The organism is Streptomyces sp. SID14515, from assembly GCF_010548505.1.
Lineage (GTDB): Bacteria > Actinomycetota > Actinomycetes > Streptomycetales > Streptomycetaceae > Streptomyces > Streptomyces caviscabies.
On record NZ_JAAGMH010000149.1, the window covers coordinates 19,444 to 34,797 of the forward strand.

Below are 15,354 nucleotides of genomic sequence, written 5' to 3' on the forward strand. Positions count from 1 at the left end.
GGCCTCACACCCCGCCGCTCCGCCCGAGCAGAGAGGCGGCGGCGGTCTCGTGGTGACGGGCCGCGACGTCGTCGCCGCGCGCGTCGGCCAGGGCCGCCAGCTCCGTGTGGGTCCGGGCCTGCCCCGTACGGTCGTTGGTCGCCCGGTGCAGCGCCAGGGCGTCGTCCAGGTGGGCCGCGGCCTCTTCGAGCCGGCCGGCCTCTCTCGTCACGCCGCCCAACGCGGTCAGCGCATAGGCCTGGCCGAAGCGGTTGCCGGCCCGCTGGTGCAGCGCCATCGCGTCCCGGAAGCAGCGCTCGGCATCCTGGAGCTCCCGTCGGGCGCGCCTGACATGTCCGAGCCCCCGCACGGCGTAGGCCAGACCGACGCCGTCGTCCGCCCGCCGCTGCAACTCCGCGGCCTCGGCGAAACGGAGCCCGGCCGTGTCCAGGTCCCCGCGCTGACGCGCCAGGTGCGCCAGCCCGGTCAGGGCGTACCCCTGCCCGGCCGCGTCATCGGCCTGCCGGGCGCGCGCCAGCGCCTCGGTGAAGTGGGCGGAGGCCTCGTCCCGCTCGCCTCGGGCCCGCGCCGACTCGCCCAGACCGCGCAGCGCGTCCGCCTCGCCCGCGGTGTCCGCGACGCCGCCCAGGGTCCGCAGGGCGGTCCGGAAGAGGTCGTCGGCCTCGTCGAAACGCCCGGTGCTGCGCGCGAGGTCGCCGAGCGCGGTGACCGCCCGCCCGTGCGCCCGCTCGTCGCCGGCCTCCGAGGCCGCCGCGCGCACCTGCTCGTACAGGGCGGCGGAACGTTCGTACTGCCCCTGCACGTACAGCAGTTGTGCGGTGCGTACGGCGAAGTCCCCGCCCAGCTCCCAGCTGTCGGACAGTGCGCTGCCCGCCGCCCCGACCAGCTCCCCGGCCGCCGCCTCCAGCCAGTGGCGGGCGTGTTCGGGGTTGTCGAAGGGGCCGGTGCCGGCCGTGGGGTCCGCCGCCGCCGACAGGAGCGTGTGGACGGTCGCGACGACCCGGGCGAGATGGCGGTAGAGATCGCGGCGGCTCATCCGCATCGCGTCCTGCTGGTCCAGGGTGGCCAGCTGCTGACGCGCGTAGGACAGGAACAGGTCGTGGAAGACGTATCGGCGGTGGGGCAGGGCGGTCAGCATGCTGCGCTGGAGGAGCCGGACGAGCTGCACCGTGGCCAGCTCCGCCGGGATGCCGGCGAGCGCGCCGATGGAACCGGCGTCGAAGTCCGGTCCGGGATGCCAGACACAGGTCCGCAGCGTGCGCTGGAGATCCGCGGTCAGCGCTTCGTAGGAGACGGTGAAGGCGGCCGCCGCCTCCTGGTCCACCTCGGCCAGCTGTTCGAGGGGCCGGTTCGCCGAGCGCATGACCCGCACGAGCGTCGCGGCGTCCAGATCGGCGAGGAGGGCGCCCACGGGGCGCAGCGCCAGCGGAAGGTAGCCGCACAGGCGGGCCAGCTCGGCGAGGGCGTCGGAGGACGCCTCGTCGCCGTCGAGGCCGGCCACCCGCACCAGCAGCTCGACGGCGGCCTCGGGCTCCAGCAGCTCGACGGGGATGTCGAGCGTGGTGTCCAGGCCGCGCAGCCGGTTGCGGCTGGTGACGACGACCACGCACCGGCCGTGGAACGAGGAGCTCGGCAGCAGCGGTTCGATCTGCCCGGCGTCGCGCGCGTTGTCCAGCAGCAGCAACACCTTCTTGTCCGCCGCCCAGGCCCGCCACAGCTGGCTCTTCCCGGCCGTCTCGCCGGGGATGTCGGACCCGTCGAACCCGGCCAGCCGCAGCAGCTCGGTCAGCATCGCGCCCGCGGGCCGCGGAGCGCTCCCGGGGGTGAAGCCCGCCAGATCGACCTCCAGCCGGGCATCGGTGAACTCCGGGGCCAGCTCCGCCGCGAGGGCCCGGGCCGTCGCCGACTTGCCCGCTCCTCCGGGGCCGTGCAGCAGCGCCAGAGCGGGCTTGCCGGGAGCGAACCCCGCCCGGAACCGGGCCGCGAGCGATGCCGGGGGGTCCTGGCCGCCGACGAGGATCGAGGGCGGCGGGATCAGCGTGCTCAGGACGACCCCGGGCCGGGCCGCGCCCGAGTCGCCGTAGAAGTAGTTGTGCTGGGTGCCCTGGCCCTGGACGGCCTGGCGGGCCCGCCCGGTCGCGGTCGCGTCGACGGTGACCGTCCCGGCGACGGCCGACGGAAGGTGCTCGTGCAGGAAGCCCAGCAGCTCCCGCATCCGCGCTTCCTGTTCCGGTGAGCTCTCCAGCAGATCCTCGAACCGGGTCTGCCACGCGGCGGACTGCCGCGCGACGAGCTGCCGGCCCTCCTCGTCGCCCTCCTCGGCCGCCTGGGTGAGCGCGGCGCGGGCCCGCTCCAGCCGCGCCTGCTGCCGGGACTCCTCCGCGGCGTCGCCGCGCCCCAGCAGCCGGGCCGCCCGGTCCCTGCACTGCTGCCACGCGTCCGTGGTCATGGCCTGAACCAGACCCGCCCCGGCCGTCGCCGCCACTGCGACCAGCCCCTCCGCAAGCATGAGCCCCCCTGAAACGTCCAACTCGGCCGCGCCGTAAGCGTCTTCCTATCATCGCACTCGCGTGGTCCGAGGGGCGTGCGGCAGGGGAGAGGGCATCGCCCCCGGGGCCGGGGCGTCGGCGGCGGGAGCGCCGAGTGCGGGGGCCGGGGGTCCCGGCTGCGGCGGATACAGGTTAGCCTTGCCTTCGTTTGGCTGGAGACGGGTGGCCGGAAATCGCCTCTCCACTGTTGGTGACACGCTGAGGAGCAGATGAAGTGGGGGCTGATACCGCCGGGCGCGGCGTCATACGCCGGGCCGTCGCCGGGCAGCGGCGGGACGTCGTCGTCGGATCACTGCTGGGCGCCTGCCACCAGATCGGCGAGGCGCTCGTCCCCGTACTCATCGGGCTGATCGTCGACCGCGCGGTGGTCCGCCCCGACGGCGGAGCGCTGGCGATCTGGCTCGTGGTCCTCGCCGTCGTCTACACCCTGCTCTCCTTCGGCTTCCGCTTCGGCGCCCGCGCCGGTGAACGCGCCGCCGAGCAGGCCGCCCACCAGCTGCGCCTCGACGTCGTACGCCGGGTCCTCGCCCCGCACGGCGGCGCCGAGGCGGGCCGCCCGCCCGGTGCGCTGGTCAACGTGGCCACCGAGGACGCCCGCCGGGTCGGCGCCGTCAACATGGCCCTGACCCTCGGCATCGCCGCCGTCGTCGGAGTCGTCGCGGGCGCGGTGCTCCTGCTCCGTGCCTCCCTGCCCCTCGGGCTCCTCGTCCTGATCGGCGCCCCGGTCCTGATGGCGCTCGGCCACTTCCTGGCCCGCCCCCTGGAGCACCGCAGCGAGGCCGAACAGGAACAGGCCGCGCACGCCTCCGGAGTGGCGGCCGACCTGGTCGCCGGGGTCCGCGTGCTCAAGGGCCTGCGGGCCGAGCGCGCCGCCGTCGACCGCTACCGCGCCACCAGCCAGGCCTCCCGCGAGGCCAATGTGCGCGCCGCCCGGGCCGCCGCCCTCCAGACCGGCCTGATGCTCACCCTCACCGGCTCGTTCATCGCGCTCGTCGCCCTCGTCGGCGGCCGGCTGGTCCTCAGCGGCTCCATCGGCCTCGGCGCCCTCGTCTCCGCCGTCGGCCTCGCCCTCTTCCTGCCGGGCCCGATCAGCGTGCTGGCCTGGGTCGGCGCCGAACTGGCCAAGGGCCGCGCCTCCGCCGCCCGGATCGCCGACGTACTGGCCGCCCCGGGCGAGACCACCGGCGGCACCGCCGAACCGGCCGCCCCCGCCCCGGGCGAACTGCGCCTGAACGGACTCGGCCACGCCGGACTCGACGCCCTCGACCTGACCGTCCGCCCCGGCGAACACCTCGGCATCGCCGTCACCGACCCGGCCGACGCCGCCACCCTGCTGCACTGCCTGGCCCGCCGCTGCGACCCGGACCGGGGAAGCGTCGAGCTCGACGGCGTACCCCTCACCGAACTGGCCCCCGCCGCCCTGCGCTCCGCGCTGCTCGTCGCCGAGCACGACGCCCAGCTCTTCGACGGCACCCTCCTGGAGAACGTCACCGCCGCCGCCCCCGCCGGGGCCGACCCGCGGCCCGCGATGGACGCCGCCGCCGTCGACGAGGTGGCCTCCGCCCTGTCCGGCGGCACCGGCGGCCGGATCGGCGAGCGCGGTAGCTCGCTCTCCGGCGGCCAGCGCCAGCGTGTCGCCCTGGCCCGGGCGCTCGCCGCCGACCGCGGGGTCCTCGTCGTCCACGATCCGACCACCGCGGTCGACGCCGCGACCGAGGCCCGGATCGCCGCCGGCATCCGGCGCGCCCGCACCGGCCGCACCACCGTCCTGGTCACCAGCAGCCCCGCGCTGCTCGCCGCGACCGACCGCGTCGTCCTCGTCGACGGCGGCACGATCACCGCCGAGGCCCCGCACGAGGACCTCGTACGCGACCATCCCGTCTACCGCACGGCGGTGCTCACATGACCACGACAGCGGACATACCCGAGCTCGCGGAGAGCGACGGCGACAGCGCCGAACTGCTCCCCGTCGCCACCCCCGCCCGCACCAGGGCCGCCCTGCGCGCACTGATCCGCCCCGACCGGGGCCTCGCCCTGACCGGCATCGGCGTCCTGGTCGCGGCCACCGCCGTCGGCCTCCTCGTCCAGCCGCTGCTGGGCCGGATCGTCGACATCGTCGCCGACGGCCGCCCCGCCGCCGACCTGACCCTCCCGGTCGTCCTCCTCGTCGCGGTCGCCGCCGTCCAGGGCGTCGCCACGACGATCGGGCTGACCCGCGTCGCCCGGCTCGGCGAGACCGTACTGGCCCGGCTGCGCGAGCAGTTCGTCGAACGCGCCCTGAACCTCCCCGCCGACCGCCTGGAACGCGCCGGGGCCGGCGACCTCACCGCCCGCGTCACCGGCGACGTCGCCCGGGTCGCCGAGGCCGTCCGCTCCGCGCTGCCCGAGATGGCCCGCTCCGTCCTCGCGATCGTCCTCACCCTCGGCGCGCTGGCCCTCCTGGACGTACGGTTCCTGCTCGCCGCGCTCCTCGCCGTCCCGGTCCAGCTGCTCACCGCCCGGTGGTACGTACGCCGGGCCCTCACCCTCTACGCCGACCAGCGGGTCGCCAACGGGGCCCAGCAGCAACAGCTCCTGGAGACCATCGGCGGCGCCGTGACCGTACGCGGCCACCGGCTGGAGGCGCAGCACACCGAGCGCAGTGCCGGACGTTCGCGCAAGGCCGTCGACCTGACCATGCGCAGCGTCAACCTGGTGCTGGGCTTCTACGGGCGGCTGCACATCGCCGAGTACATCGGCCTGGCCGCCGTCCTCGTCGCCGGATTCCTCCTGGTCGGCGACGGCGCGGTGTCGATCGGCACGGCCACGGCCGCCGCCCTCTACTTCCACAGCCTCTTCGGACCCGTCAACGCCGCACTGGTGCTGCTCGACGACGCCCAGTCGGCGGCGGCCGGACTGGCCCGGCTGGTCGGGGTGACCGACCTCGCGGAGGAGCCGGAGCCCGTCGGCGTACCGCACCGGAAGTCCGTACCGCACCAGCGCACTGCGCCCGGCACTGCCGCCGTCACCGTGCACGCCGTCGGTCACGCCTACGGACCCGGCCGCCCCGTGCTGCACGAGGTCTCCCTCACCCTGAAGCCCGGCGAACACGTCGCGCTCGTCGGGACCAGCGGAGCCGGCAAATCGACCCTCGCCCGGATCGTCGCGGGCGTCCAGCAGCCCACCTCGGGCACGGTCACCGCACCGGCGGGCGCCGGAGAACCGTCGGTCGTCCTGGTCACCCAGGAGGTCCACGTCTTCACCGGCACCCTCGCCGAGGACCTCCGGCTCGCCCGCCCCGACGCCACCGACGCCGACCTGCGCGCGGCCCTCGCCACGGTGCACGCCCTCGACTGGGCCGAAGCGCTCCCGGACGGGCTCGACACCGTCGTCGGCGAGGGCGGCCACCGCCTCGACCCCGCCCGCGCCCAGCAACTCGCCCTCGCCCGGCTCGTCCTGGCCGACCCCGCCCTCGCCGTCCTCGACGAGGCGACCGCCGAGGCGGGCAGCGCGGGCGCCCGGGTCCTGGAACGCTCCGCCGAGGCCGCCCTCGCCGGCCGCACCGCCCTGGTCGTCGCCCACCGCCTCACCCAGGCCGTCGCCGCCGACCGGGTCGTCGTGCTGGAGGCAGGCCGCGTCGTCGAGAGCGGCCCGCACGACGAACTGCGCGACGCGGACGGCCCGTACGCCGCCCTGTGGCGCGCCTGGTCCGGCAGCCGCACCGCGCCGCACCCCTGACCCCCACGGCACCCCCTCGCCCCGTCCCCGGCGTATGCCGAATCCCTGAAGGAATCCGTCATGTTCCGCATGTTCCAGCGCACCCGGCTGACCGCCGTGGCCGCGTCCGCCCTGCTGCTGTTCGGAGCCGCGGCCTGCGGGTCCGGCGAGAGCGGCGACGCCGCCGCCCCGCCCGCCGACAGCGCGCAGAAGGGCGCCTACCCGGTCACCCTCGACCACAAGTACGGCGCCACCACCCTGAAGTCCGAGCCGCAGCGCATCGTCACCGTCGGCCTCTCCGACCAGGACGCCGTGCTCGCCCTCGGCAAGGTCCCGGTCGGCACCACCGAATGGCTCGGCGAGTTCAAGGGCGCCATCGGCCCCTGGGCCGAGAAGGCGCTCGGCGACAAGCCGCGGCCCACCGTCCTGCACGACGACGGCACCGGACCCCAGGTCGAGAAGATCGCCTCGCTGCGCCCCGACCTGATCCTCGCCCTGTACTCCGGCCTCACCAAGGACCAGTACCGCACCCTCTCCAAGATCGCCCCGGTCGTCGCCCAGCCCAAGGACGGCCCGGACTGGTCCATCTCCTGGCAGGACCAGACCGAGCAGGTCGGCAAGGCCCTCGGCAAGAGCAAGGAGGCCACGGCGCTGGTCGCGAAGACCGAGAAGCACATCACCGACGCCGCCGCCGCGCACCCCGAGTTCCAGGGCAAGAGCGCCGTCATGGCCACCCCGTACGAGGGCATGTACGTCTACGGCCCGCAGGACAACCGCTCCCGCCTGCTCAACGGCCTCGGCTTCCAGCTCCCCACCGACCTGAACACGGTCGTCGGCGACGCGTTCGGCGCGAACATCAGCAAGGAGCGCACCGACCTCCTCGACACCGACGCCGTCGTCTGGATCGTCACCGACCCCGCCAAGGACACCGAGAAGCTCCACGCCGACCCGCTCTACGGCAAGCTCGGCGTGGCCAAGGAGGGCCGAGAGGTCATGGTGAAGGAGAGCAGCCACTTCGGCAGCGCCATCTCCTTCGTGAGCCCGCTGAGCCTCCCGTACACCGTCGACCGCCTGGTCCCGATGCTGGCGGCCGCCGTCGACGGCAAGACCGGCACCGAGGTCGAGCACCCCGCGTCCTGACAACCCTCCGGGCCGTCCCGCACCGGCAGGGCGGCCCGGCCCCCTCTCTCTCAACCGCCCGTGAGGAACCGGACCGTGGAGCCAGCCCCGTGACCCGCCCCGCCCGATGGCGACCCGCCCTGCTCGTGGCCGTGCTCGGCGCGGTGCTGGTGCTGCTGTGCCTGCTCTCGCTCGGCCTCGGGGCGCTCAGCATCCCGCCCGGCGACGTGGTCAAGGCCCTGACGGGCCGGCCGACCGGCCCCCGGATCGAGGACGTGATCTGGTCGGTGCGCGTTCCGCGTACGGCGCTGGGCCTGGCCGCCGGGGCGGCGCTCGGGCTCTCCGGCTGTGTGATGCAGGCGCTGACCCGCAACCCGCTCGCCGACCCCGGCATCCTCGGGGTCAGCGCCGGTGCGGCCTTCGCGATCGTGCTCGCCGCCGGGGTCGCCGGAATCGGCTCGCTGCTCGGCTACATCTGGTTCGCGTTCGCCGGGGCGATGGCGGCGAGCGTCGCCGTCTATCTCCTGGGCCGGCTGGGGCGTTCGGGCTCGACCCCGGTGAAACTGGCCCTGGCCGGAGTCGCGGTCACCGCCGTCCTGTCCTCGCTGACCAGCGCCGTCGTCCTCACCGACCCGGCCGCGCTGGACCGCTTCCGCTTCTGGTCGGCCGGATCGCTCGCCGACCAGGACGCCTCCACCGTGCTGCGGATCCTGCCCTTCCTCGGCCTCGGCGCGCTCCTCGCCCTGGCCGGCGCCCCCGCCCTCAACAGCCTCGCCCTCGGCGACGACGTGGCCGCCTCGCTCGGCCGGAAGCTCGGCCTCGTCCGCCTCCAGGGCGTCGTCGCCGTCACGCTCCTCACCGGCGCGGCGGTCGCGGTGATCGGCCCGGTCGTCTTCATCGGCCTGGTCGTCCCGCATGTCGCCCGGGTCCTCGCCCAGTACGCCGGACTCGGCCCGGACCACCGCTGGCTGCTGCCGCTCTCGGCCGCGCTCGCCGCGGGGCTGCTGCTCGGCGCGGACATCCTCGGCCGGGTGATCGCCCGGCCCGTCGAGGTCCAGGCCGGAATCATCGTCGCCTTCATCGGCGGACCCTTCTTCATCGCCCTGGTCCGCCGACGTCGCCTCGCGGAGATCTGACCATGACGACCGACACCGTGCCCGAGAAGATCACCAAGACCCGCGCCCCGCACCCGAAGGCAGCCGCCCGGCCCTTCCGGCTCGCCTTCCCGCCGGTCTCCGGCACCCTGCGCCCCCGTCAGCTCGCCGTCTGCGCGGGCCTCCTGCTCGCCGTGTTCGCGGCGCTGTGCTGCCACGTCTCCATCGGCGAGTACGGAATCCCGCTCGCCGACGTCGCCCGCGCGCTCACCGGTTCCGGCGACGCGGGCACCCTCCTCGTCGTCCAGGAGCTGCGGCTGCCCCGCGCCATGACGGGCCTCCTCGCGGGCATCGCGTTCGGCATGTCCGGCGCGCTGTTCCAGACGATGACCCGCAACCCGCTGGCCAGTCCCGACATGATCGGCCTCACCCAGGGCGCCGGAACGGCCGTCGTCGCGGGCATCGTGCTCGGCTGGGACTTCGGCCTCGGCACCCAGGCCCTCGGCCTCCTCGGCGCCCTCGCCAGCGCCCTCCTGGTCTACGGCCTCGCCTGGCGGCGCGGCACCACCGGCTACCGGATCATCCTCGTAGGCATCGGCGTCTCCTGGATCTGCCTCAGCGCCACCGACTACCTGCTCGCCCGGGGCGGCCGCTTCCAGGCGCAGGCCGCGCTCGGCTGGCTCGTCGGCAACCTCAACGGCCGCGACTGGCAGCAGGCCGCGCCGCTCGCGTACGCACTCGTCGTCCTGGCGCCCGCCGCCCTGCTCATCGGCCGGCTGATGCGTACGCTGCAACTCGGCGACGACGTCGCCAAGGGCCTCGGCACCCGGGTCCAGGCCGTCCGCCTCACCGTGCTGCTCACCGGCGTCGGCCTGGTCGCCTTCGCCACCGCGGCGGCCGGACCGGTGGCCTTCGTGGCGCTCGCCGCCCCGCAGATCGCCCAGCGGCTGTGCCGCACCGCCTGGCCGCCGCCGCTCGCCGCCGGACTCACCGGCGCCCTCGTCGTCCTCGCGTCCGACGTCCTCGCACGCGAACTGATCCCCGGCACCGAACTGCCCGTGGGGATCGTCACCGGAGTGCTCGGCGCCCCGGTCCTGCTCTGGCTGCTCATCCGCGTCAACCACGCGGGCTCAGGAGGCTGACCGATGTCCACCGCCGAACCCGAACTGCGGGCCGAGGGCCTGCACCTGGGCTACGACGACCGGCCCGTCGTCAGCGACCTCGACCTGGCCGTGCCGCCGGGCCGGATCACCGCCATCGTCGGCGCCAACGCCTGCGGAAAGTCGACCCTGCTGCGCGCCCTGGCCCGGCTGCTGGCCCCGCGCGACGGCGCGGTCAGCCTGGACGGACGGGCCCTGCACACCATTCCGACCCGTGAGCTGGCCCAGCGGCTCGGCATCCTCCCGCAGTCGCCGGTCGCCCCCGAGGGCCTCACCGTCATCGACCTGGTCAACCGGGGCCGCTCCCCGCACCAGACCTGGTGGCGGCAGTGGACCAAGGCCGACGAGCAGGCGGTGCACGAGGCGCTCGCCGCCACCGGCACCACCGACCTCGCCGACCGCGCGGTCGACGAACTCTCCGGCGGCCAGCGCCAGCGCGCCTGGATCGCCATGGCCGTCGCCCAGGGCACCCCGGTCCTCCTCCTCGACGAGCCGACGACCTACCTCGACCTCGCCCACCAGATCGACGTCCTGGACCTGGTCGTCGACCTCAACCGGCGCGAGGGACGCACGATCGTCATGGTCCTGCACGACCTCAACCAGGCCTGCCGGTACGCCGACCACGTCATCGCGATGAAGAAGGGCCGCATCGTCGCCGAGGGCGCGCCCGCCGACGTGATCACCGCCGAAACGGTCGAGGACGTCTTCGGCCTCCGCTGCCAGGTGGCCACCGACCCGGTGAGCCGCACCCCGCTGGTCATCCCGGTCGGCCGCCACCACACCCCGGACCCCGACCGGCCGCGGGAGACGCTCGCCTGACGGGCCGCCGCACCTCTCGGCCGGTACGGCGGCCCGCCCCGGTCAGATGCCCGCCGACGCCATCTCGATGACGGAGCGGTAGTTGGCGGCCGTCGCGACCACACAGGCGCGGTAGGTGCGGTTGTCCTTCACCACGAGGAAGTAGTCGCGCAGGTTCTTCCAGTACTGGACGAGATAGCCGAGGCCCGGGACGAAGCCCGGCGGCCGGGGCACCAGAGCGAACGCCTCGGAGCACCGCAGGATCTGGTCGGTGGCCTGCGAGAGTACGTCGGCGACCTCGGCGTTCATGTTCCAGCCGGCGGCGAGCTGGGGCGTCCAGATGGCGCCCGCGATCTCCCGCAGGTGCTCCTGCTCCTCGGGCGTCGGATCGGCCTGCAGCCGGAACGCCTCGGCGGTCGGCGGTGCTCCGGTGTACCCGCCGCCGACGGCCAGGGCCGGTGCGGCCGCCCCGGCGGTGAGCATCGCCCCGGACAGCACCAGCGCCAACGCCGGAAGCGTCGTGGACCCGCGTCTTCTCATGATTGTTCCCCTCCCGGTCGCCCGCCGTACCGGCGGGACAGCGCGCGGTCGCTCCGCGCGAACCGACGCTGACATGCGGCCCGTTGCCCGTCAACGGCGCCTGTTCGGCCGTTCCGCGCCCCGGACGGCGTACGGAAATGGCCCATCGCGCCGGTCGCGGATTGGCCCGGGATCTCATGCCACTCGCTGCCTAGGCTGAGACGCATGAGCACACAGCACCCCACCACCGGGCCCGCTGCCCGCACGACCGTCGACTTCTTCTTCGACCCCGCCTGCCCGTTCGCCTGGATCGCCTCCCGCTGGATGCTGGAGGTGGAGCGGCACCGGGACATCGACCTGCGCTTCCGCCCCATGAGCCTGTATCTGCACAACCAGGGCAACGAGCTGCCCGGCTGGTACCGCGAGTTGGTCGACAAGTCGATCGGCCCGGTCCGGGTCGCCGTCGCCGCGGCCGCAGCCCACGGCGACGGAGCCCTGCGGGACCTCTACACCGCCCTGGGCACCCGTATCCACCGGCACAAGGAGGAGGACTTCGACGCGGTCGTCACCGCCTCCCTCGCCGAACTCGGGCTGCCCGCCGAGCTGGCCGAGGCCGCGCACTCCGAGGCGTACGACGACGAGGTCGCCCGCAGCCACGACGCGGGCAAGGATCCGGAGCAGGACGCGTACGTGGGCACGCCGACGATCCACGTCGACGGCACGGTGTGGTTCGGCCCGGTCCTGAACGCGATCCCGCGCGGCGAGGAGGCGGCCGAACTCTTCGACAGCTTCCGGGTGCTGGCGAACCACCCGAACTTCTTCGAACTCAAGCGCGCCCGGTCCGGCGGCCTCTCCTACGACTGACCGGCCGCTCGTCCGCCACCGCCGGGATGCGGGTCAGCGCGCGGTGACCGAGTACGCGGCGAGCGGACGATTGCCGCGTGGCACGGCGACGGCCCGGAGGACGTCGGCCTGGCTGAGGACGAGCCGGCGCACCGGCTCGGGCAGCGACGCCAGACGCTCCCTCGTTCCGACCAGGTCCAGACAGGCGGCGACTTCCCAGTCGCCGTCCTGAAGACCTTCGGTATCGACCGGCCCGCTGCCTGCGGCGGCCCAGCCGGCATCGGGCAGCAGCCGCAGCAGCTCCTCACGGGAGAAGGGCGTGCGAACGTTGCCCCGGCCACGCGCTCCCGCGGCCTCGATCTGCCCCTGGATCAGCACGGAGAGGAGGTGCGCCAGCTGGTCGCCGGACGCGGGCGTCAAGTCCCACTCGGTGAACCACAGCTGCCGCGCCCACCGCCGTACCCGGGCCAGGGTGTCCCGCAGTTGCCCGAGCGAGGCGAAGTACCAGGAACAGTGCGCGAGCACCACATGGTCGAAAGCGCCGGCGGGGAAGTCGACGGACGGGTCGAGGACGTCGGTGCGGAAACGGAAGTCGATGCGGGGCCCGAGCGGGCCCGCCGCGAGCCGGGCCGCCGATTCCCCGAGCGTGACCGGTGACCCGTAGGAGGGGTCGGCCACGTCGATGGCCACGACGCGCCCCTCGGGCCCGACCGCCTCTGCGAGGACAGCGGTCATGTCGCCCTGGCCGCAGCCCAGTTCCAGGACGGTCGAGCCGGGCGCGATGTCCCAGCTCGCCACGAGCGTGGCGCGGTGGCGGGTCTGGACGAGCTGGTCGGCCGGGCTGTGATCGGCGGCGGCCATGCCGGCCGCGAGCGAGGGAGCCTTGGCGGAGAGATCGGAGCGGTTCACGGAGTCCTTGGTGATACTCGACAGGTCGGTGCGGGCCGATGATAGAAGGCGCACGGGCAGCGGCGCCTCCGCTTTCCCGGGCACCCCGTGGTGCCGCGACCCGGGCACCCGGGTCGACGGGGCCGGTCCATCCGCTGACCCGGCCCCGAAATCTCGGCGGCCGCCGCAGGCCCTCACGCCGACAGCGAGGCCCGCTCCCGCACCCGCGCCTCGTCGTACCGGTCCAGCAGCAGCCGCGCCAACTCCGGCGCGGGGCCGAGGACATCGGCGAGCACATCCGCCCCGGCCGCCTCGGCGCCCGCCGCGATGCGGTCGGGGAGCCGGCCGGGCGCGATGACGTACGGGGCCACCGCCACCCGGGCCACCCCTTCGGCGCGCAGCGCCCGTACCGCGTCCTCGGTACGGGAGAAGCCGCCGGCATGAACAGCGGAGGCGAACGCAGGCCGCACGGCGCACCAACCGGTGTGCCGCAGCTCCCGCGCGATTTCAGCGATCACTGCGATCGCCTCCGGGTCTGTGGATCCCGCCGAGGCCAGGACGAGCCCGGTCCGGGGGAGATCGCCGGGACGGATCCCGGCCTCCCGCAGCCGCCGCCCCAGGGTGGCGTTGAGCAGCGGGGACGGGCCGAGGACGTCGGCCTGCCGGATGTGCAGCCGGGGCAGCCGGGCGCGGGCCTCGCGCAGAACCGAGGGGATGTCGGTCTTGGCGTGGAACGCCCGGGTCAGGAGGAGCGGCAGGGCGATGACCTCGTCCGCCCCCTCCGCGGCCAGGCGCTCCAGCACCCGGGGCACGGAAGGGGCGTTGAACTCCAGGAACCCGGTCTCCACGCGCAGCCCCGGCCGCTCGGCCCGTACCCGCTCGGTGAGCGCGTGCACGGTCGCGGCGTGCCGGGGGTCGCGGCTGCCGTGGGCGATGACGAGAAGCGTGGGAGACATGGCGTGACTCAGTTCTTGACGAGGAGACCGCGGCTGCGCAGCACCCACCGCTCCAGCGGACTGAAGATCAGCTGGTCGATGGCGATGCCGACGAACAGGATGAGCAGGATCGAGAGGAAGATCCCGGGCATGTCGAAACTGCTGCGGCTGTTCTCCAGCAACTGCCCGAGCCCCAGACCCAGTTCGGGCGAGGAGGCGATGATCTCGGCGGCCATCAGCGAACGCCAGGAGAACGCCCAGCCCTGCTTGAGGCCCGACAGATAGCCGGGCAGCGCGGCCGGCAGCACGATGTGCCACGTCCCGCGGATCCCGGTCGCGCCCAGCGTGCGGCCCGCCCGGAGGAACAGCGGCGGCACCTGGTCGACGCCGGAGACCAGCCCGTTGGCGATCGAGGGCACCGCGCCCAGCAGGATCACCGCGTACATCATCTGGTCGTTCAGACCGAGCCAGATGACCGCCGGGGCCACCCACGCCACCGAGGGCAGCGACTGGAGCCCGGCCAGGATCGGGCCGATCGCGGCCCGGACCAGCTTCACCCGGGCCACCAGCAGCCCCAGCGGCGTACCGATGGCGACCGCGAGCAGGAAGCCCAGCAGACCGCGCGAGACGCTGGTCCAGACGACCTCCAGCAGCGTGCCCTTGAGCCACATCTCCTGCGCGCTGTCCCACACCGCGGACGGCGGCGGCAGCTTGTAGACCTCGGTGACCTGGGCGCGGACCAGCAGCTCCCAGACCACCAGGACCAGGGCGACCGCCACGGCCGGCGGCAGCACCTTGCGGAGCAGGACCTCGCGCACCGGGGTGCGGCGGATCTGCACCGCGTCCAGGGCGTCGAGCCCGGCCTCCAGGCCCGCCAGATCGTCGGGCTTCGCGTCGACCGGTCCGGCCCCGTCCGGCCGCTTCCGGTCGGACGTGATGTCAGTGCTGGCCATGTCGGCGGATCTCCCCACGCAGTTCTTCGGTGATCTCGACGGACAGCTCCGCCACGGCGGTGTCCTCGATACGGCGCGGCTGCTCGATGTCGACCGTCCACTCCCGGGCGATCCGGCCCGGCCGGGACGAGAGCAGGATGACGCGCTGCGCGAGCCGTACGGCCTCGCGCACGTTGTGCGTGACGAAGAGGACCGAGGCGTTCGTCTCCCGCCAGATCCGGGTCAGCTCGTCGTGCAGCACATCGCGGGTGATGGCGTCCAGCGCCGCGAACGGCTCGTCCATCAGCAGCAGTTGACTGTCCTGGGCGAGCGCGCGGGCCATCGCCACACGCTGCCGCATACCGCCGGACAGCTCGTGCACCCGCTTGCCGTACGCCCCGCCGAGCCGGACGAGTTCGAGCAGCCGCTCCGCCTCGGTGCGGCGCTCCGACTTCGGCACCCCGCGCAGCCGCAGGGCCAGTTCGATGTTCTTGCCCGCGGTCAGCCACGGGAAGAGGGCGTGCTCCTGGAACATCAGGGCCGGCCGCCCGCCCGGGGTCTCGATGGACCCCGCGGACGGGCGGTCGAGTCCGGCCACCAGATTGAGCAGTGTCGACTTTCCGCACCCGGAGGCTCCCAGGAGGGTGACGAACTCGCCCGGAGCGACATCGAGCGTGATGTCGTCCAGGACGAGCTGCTGACCCGTGGGTCCGGCGAAGGACTTCGAGACGTGCGCGAGACGGGCGGCGTGCTCGACCGTCGTACGGTCCTCGGCCTTGGTGAGGGTGGTGGTCGCCATGGTCGTCACCTCCTGGGAATCC

The 15,354-nt window shown here is 74.3% G+C and carries 13 protein-coding genes; 7 read left to right on the forward strand and 6 right to left on the reverse strand.

The window, feature by feature from the left end:
• Positions 1-4 precede the first annotated feature (4 nt).
• Entirely contained in the window at positions 5-2,449 is a 2,445-nt protein-coding gene (locus tag G3I54_RS38355) for a tetratricopeptide repeat protein (RefSeq protein ID WP_203687773.1), read from the reverse strand.
• Positions 2,450-2,763: 314 nt separating this feature from the next.
• On the opposite strand from G3I54_RS38355, the gene G3I54_RS38360 reads away from it, so the two are divergent.
• The 6 genes from G3I54_RS38360 (at position 2,764) to G3I54_RS38385 (ending at position 10,437) form a co-directional block, all read left to right on the forward strand.
• Positions 2,764-4,455 (forward strand): ABC transporter ATP-binding protein, encoded by a 1,692-nt coding sequence (locus G3I54_RS38360; protein WP_164622000.1) that lies wholly within the window; start codon positions 2,764-2,766, stop codon positions 4,453-4,455.
• Positions 4,452-6,266 (forward strand): ABC transporter ATP-binding protein, encoded by a 1,815-nt coding sequence (locus G3I54_RS38365; RefSeq protein ID WP_164622002.1) that lies wholly within the window; start codon positions 4,452-4,454, stop codon positions 6,264-6,266. The genes G3I54_RS38360 and G3I54_RS38365 overlap by 4 nt, the downstream gene beginning before the upstream one ends.
• 60 nt (positions 6,267-6,326) lie before the next feature.
• Positions 6,327-7,385: an iron-siderophore ABC transporter substrate-binding protein gene (locus tag G3I54_RS38370; protein ID WP_164622004.1), complete on the forward strand. Its 1,059-nt coding sequence runs from the start codon at positions 6,327-6,329 to the stop codon at positions 7,383-7,385.
• Positions 7,386-7,474: 89 nt separating this feature from the next.
• Entirely contained in the window at positions 7,475-8,500 is a 1,026-nt protein-coding gene (locus G3I54_RS38375) for an iron chelate uptake ABC transporter family permease subunit (RefSeq protein WP_164622006.1), read from the forward strand.
• A gap of 2 nt (positions 8,501-8,502) precedes the next feature.
• The gene (locus G3I54_RS38380; RefSeq protein WP_164622008.1) at positions 8,503-9,600 is read left to right on the forward strand and encodes an iron chelate uptake ABC transporter family permease subunit; all 1,098 of its coding nucleotides are present in this window, start codon (positions 8,503-8,505) and stop codon (positions 9,598-9,600) included.
• Positions 9,601-9,603: 3 nt separating this feature from the next.
• Positions 9,604-10,437 (forward strand): ABC transporter ATP-binding protein, encoded by an 834-nt coding sequence (locus tag G3I54_RS38385; protein ID WP_164622010.1) that lies wholly within the window; start codon positions 9,604-9,606, stop codon positions 10,435-10,437.
• A gap of 42 nt (positions 10,438-10,479) precedes the next feature.
• Here G3I54_RS38385 and G3I54_RS38390 read toward each other — a convergent pair whose 3' ends face one another.
• Positions 10,480-10,956 (reverse strand): hypothetical protein, encoded by a 477-nt coding sequence (locus G3I54_RS38390; RefSeq protein ID WP_239144791.1) that lies wholly within the window; start codon positions 10,954-10,956, stop codon positions 10,480-10,482.
• Between the two features lie 204 nt (positions 10,957-11,160).
• On the opposite strand from G3I54_RS38390, the gene G3I54_RS38395 reads away from it, so the two are divergent.
• On the forward strand, positions 11,161-11,799 hold the full coding sequence (locus tag G3I54_RS38395) for a DsbA family protein (protein WP_164622012.1): 639 nt from the start codon (positions 11,161-11,163) through the stop codon (positions 11,797-11,799).
• Positions 11,800-11,832: 33 nt separating this feature from the next.
• Here G3I54_RS38395 and G3I54_RS38400 read toward each other — a convergent pair whose 3' ends face one another.
• The 4 genes from G3I54_RS38400 to G3I54_RS38415 all read right to left on the reverse strand — a co-directional run bounded on the left by G3I54_RS38400 (position 11,833) and on the right by G3I54_RS38415 (position 15,332).
• Positions 11,833-12,687: a class I SAM-dependent methyltransferase gene (locus G3I54_RS38400; RefSeq protein ID WP_164622014.1), complete on the reverse strand. Its 855-nt coding sequence runs from the start codon at positions 12,685-12,687 to the stop codon at positions 11,833-11,835.
• A 173-nt stretch (positions 12,688-12,860) separates the two neighbouring features.
• Positions 12,861-13,634 (reverse strand): sirohydrochlorin chelatase, encoded by a 774-nt coding sequence (locus G3I54_RS38405; protein WP_164622161.1) that lies wholly within the window; start codon positions 13,632-13,634, stop codon positions 12,861-12,863.
• Positions 13,631-14,554 carry an ABC transporter permease gene (locus G3I54_RS38410; protein ID WP_164622016.1) on the reverse strand — a complete coding sequence of 308 codons (924 nt, stop codon included), beginning with the start codon at positions 14,552-14,554 and terminating at the stop codon, positions 13,631-13,633. Before G3I54_RS38410 ends, G3I54_RS38405 begins: the two co-directional genes overlap by 4 nt.
• Complete coding sequence (locus tag G3I54_RS38415) at positions 14,541-15,332, reverse strand: ABC transporter ATP-binding protein (RefSeq protein WP_164622018.1); 792 nt, start codon at positions 15,330-15,332, stop codon at positions 14,541-14,543. The genes G3I54_RS38410 and G3I54_RS38415 overlap by 14 nt, the downstream gene beginning before the upstream one ends.
• Between the last annotated feature and the right edge of the window lie 22 nt (positions 15,333-15,354).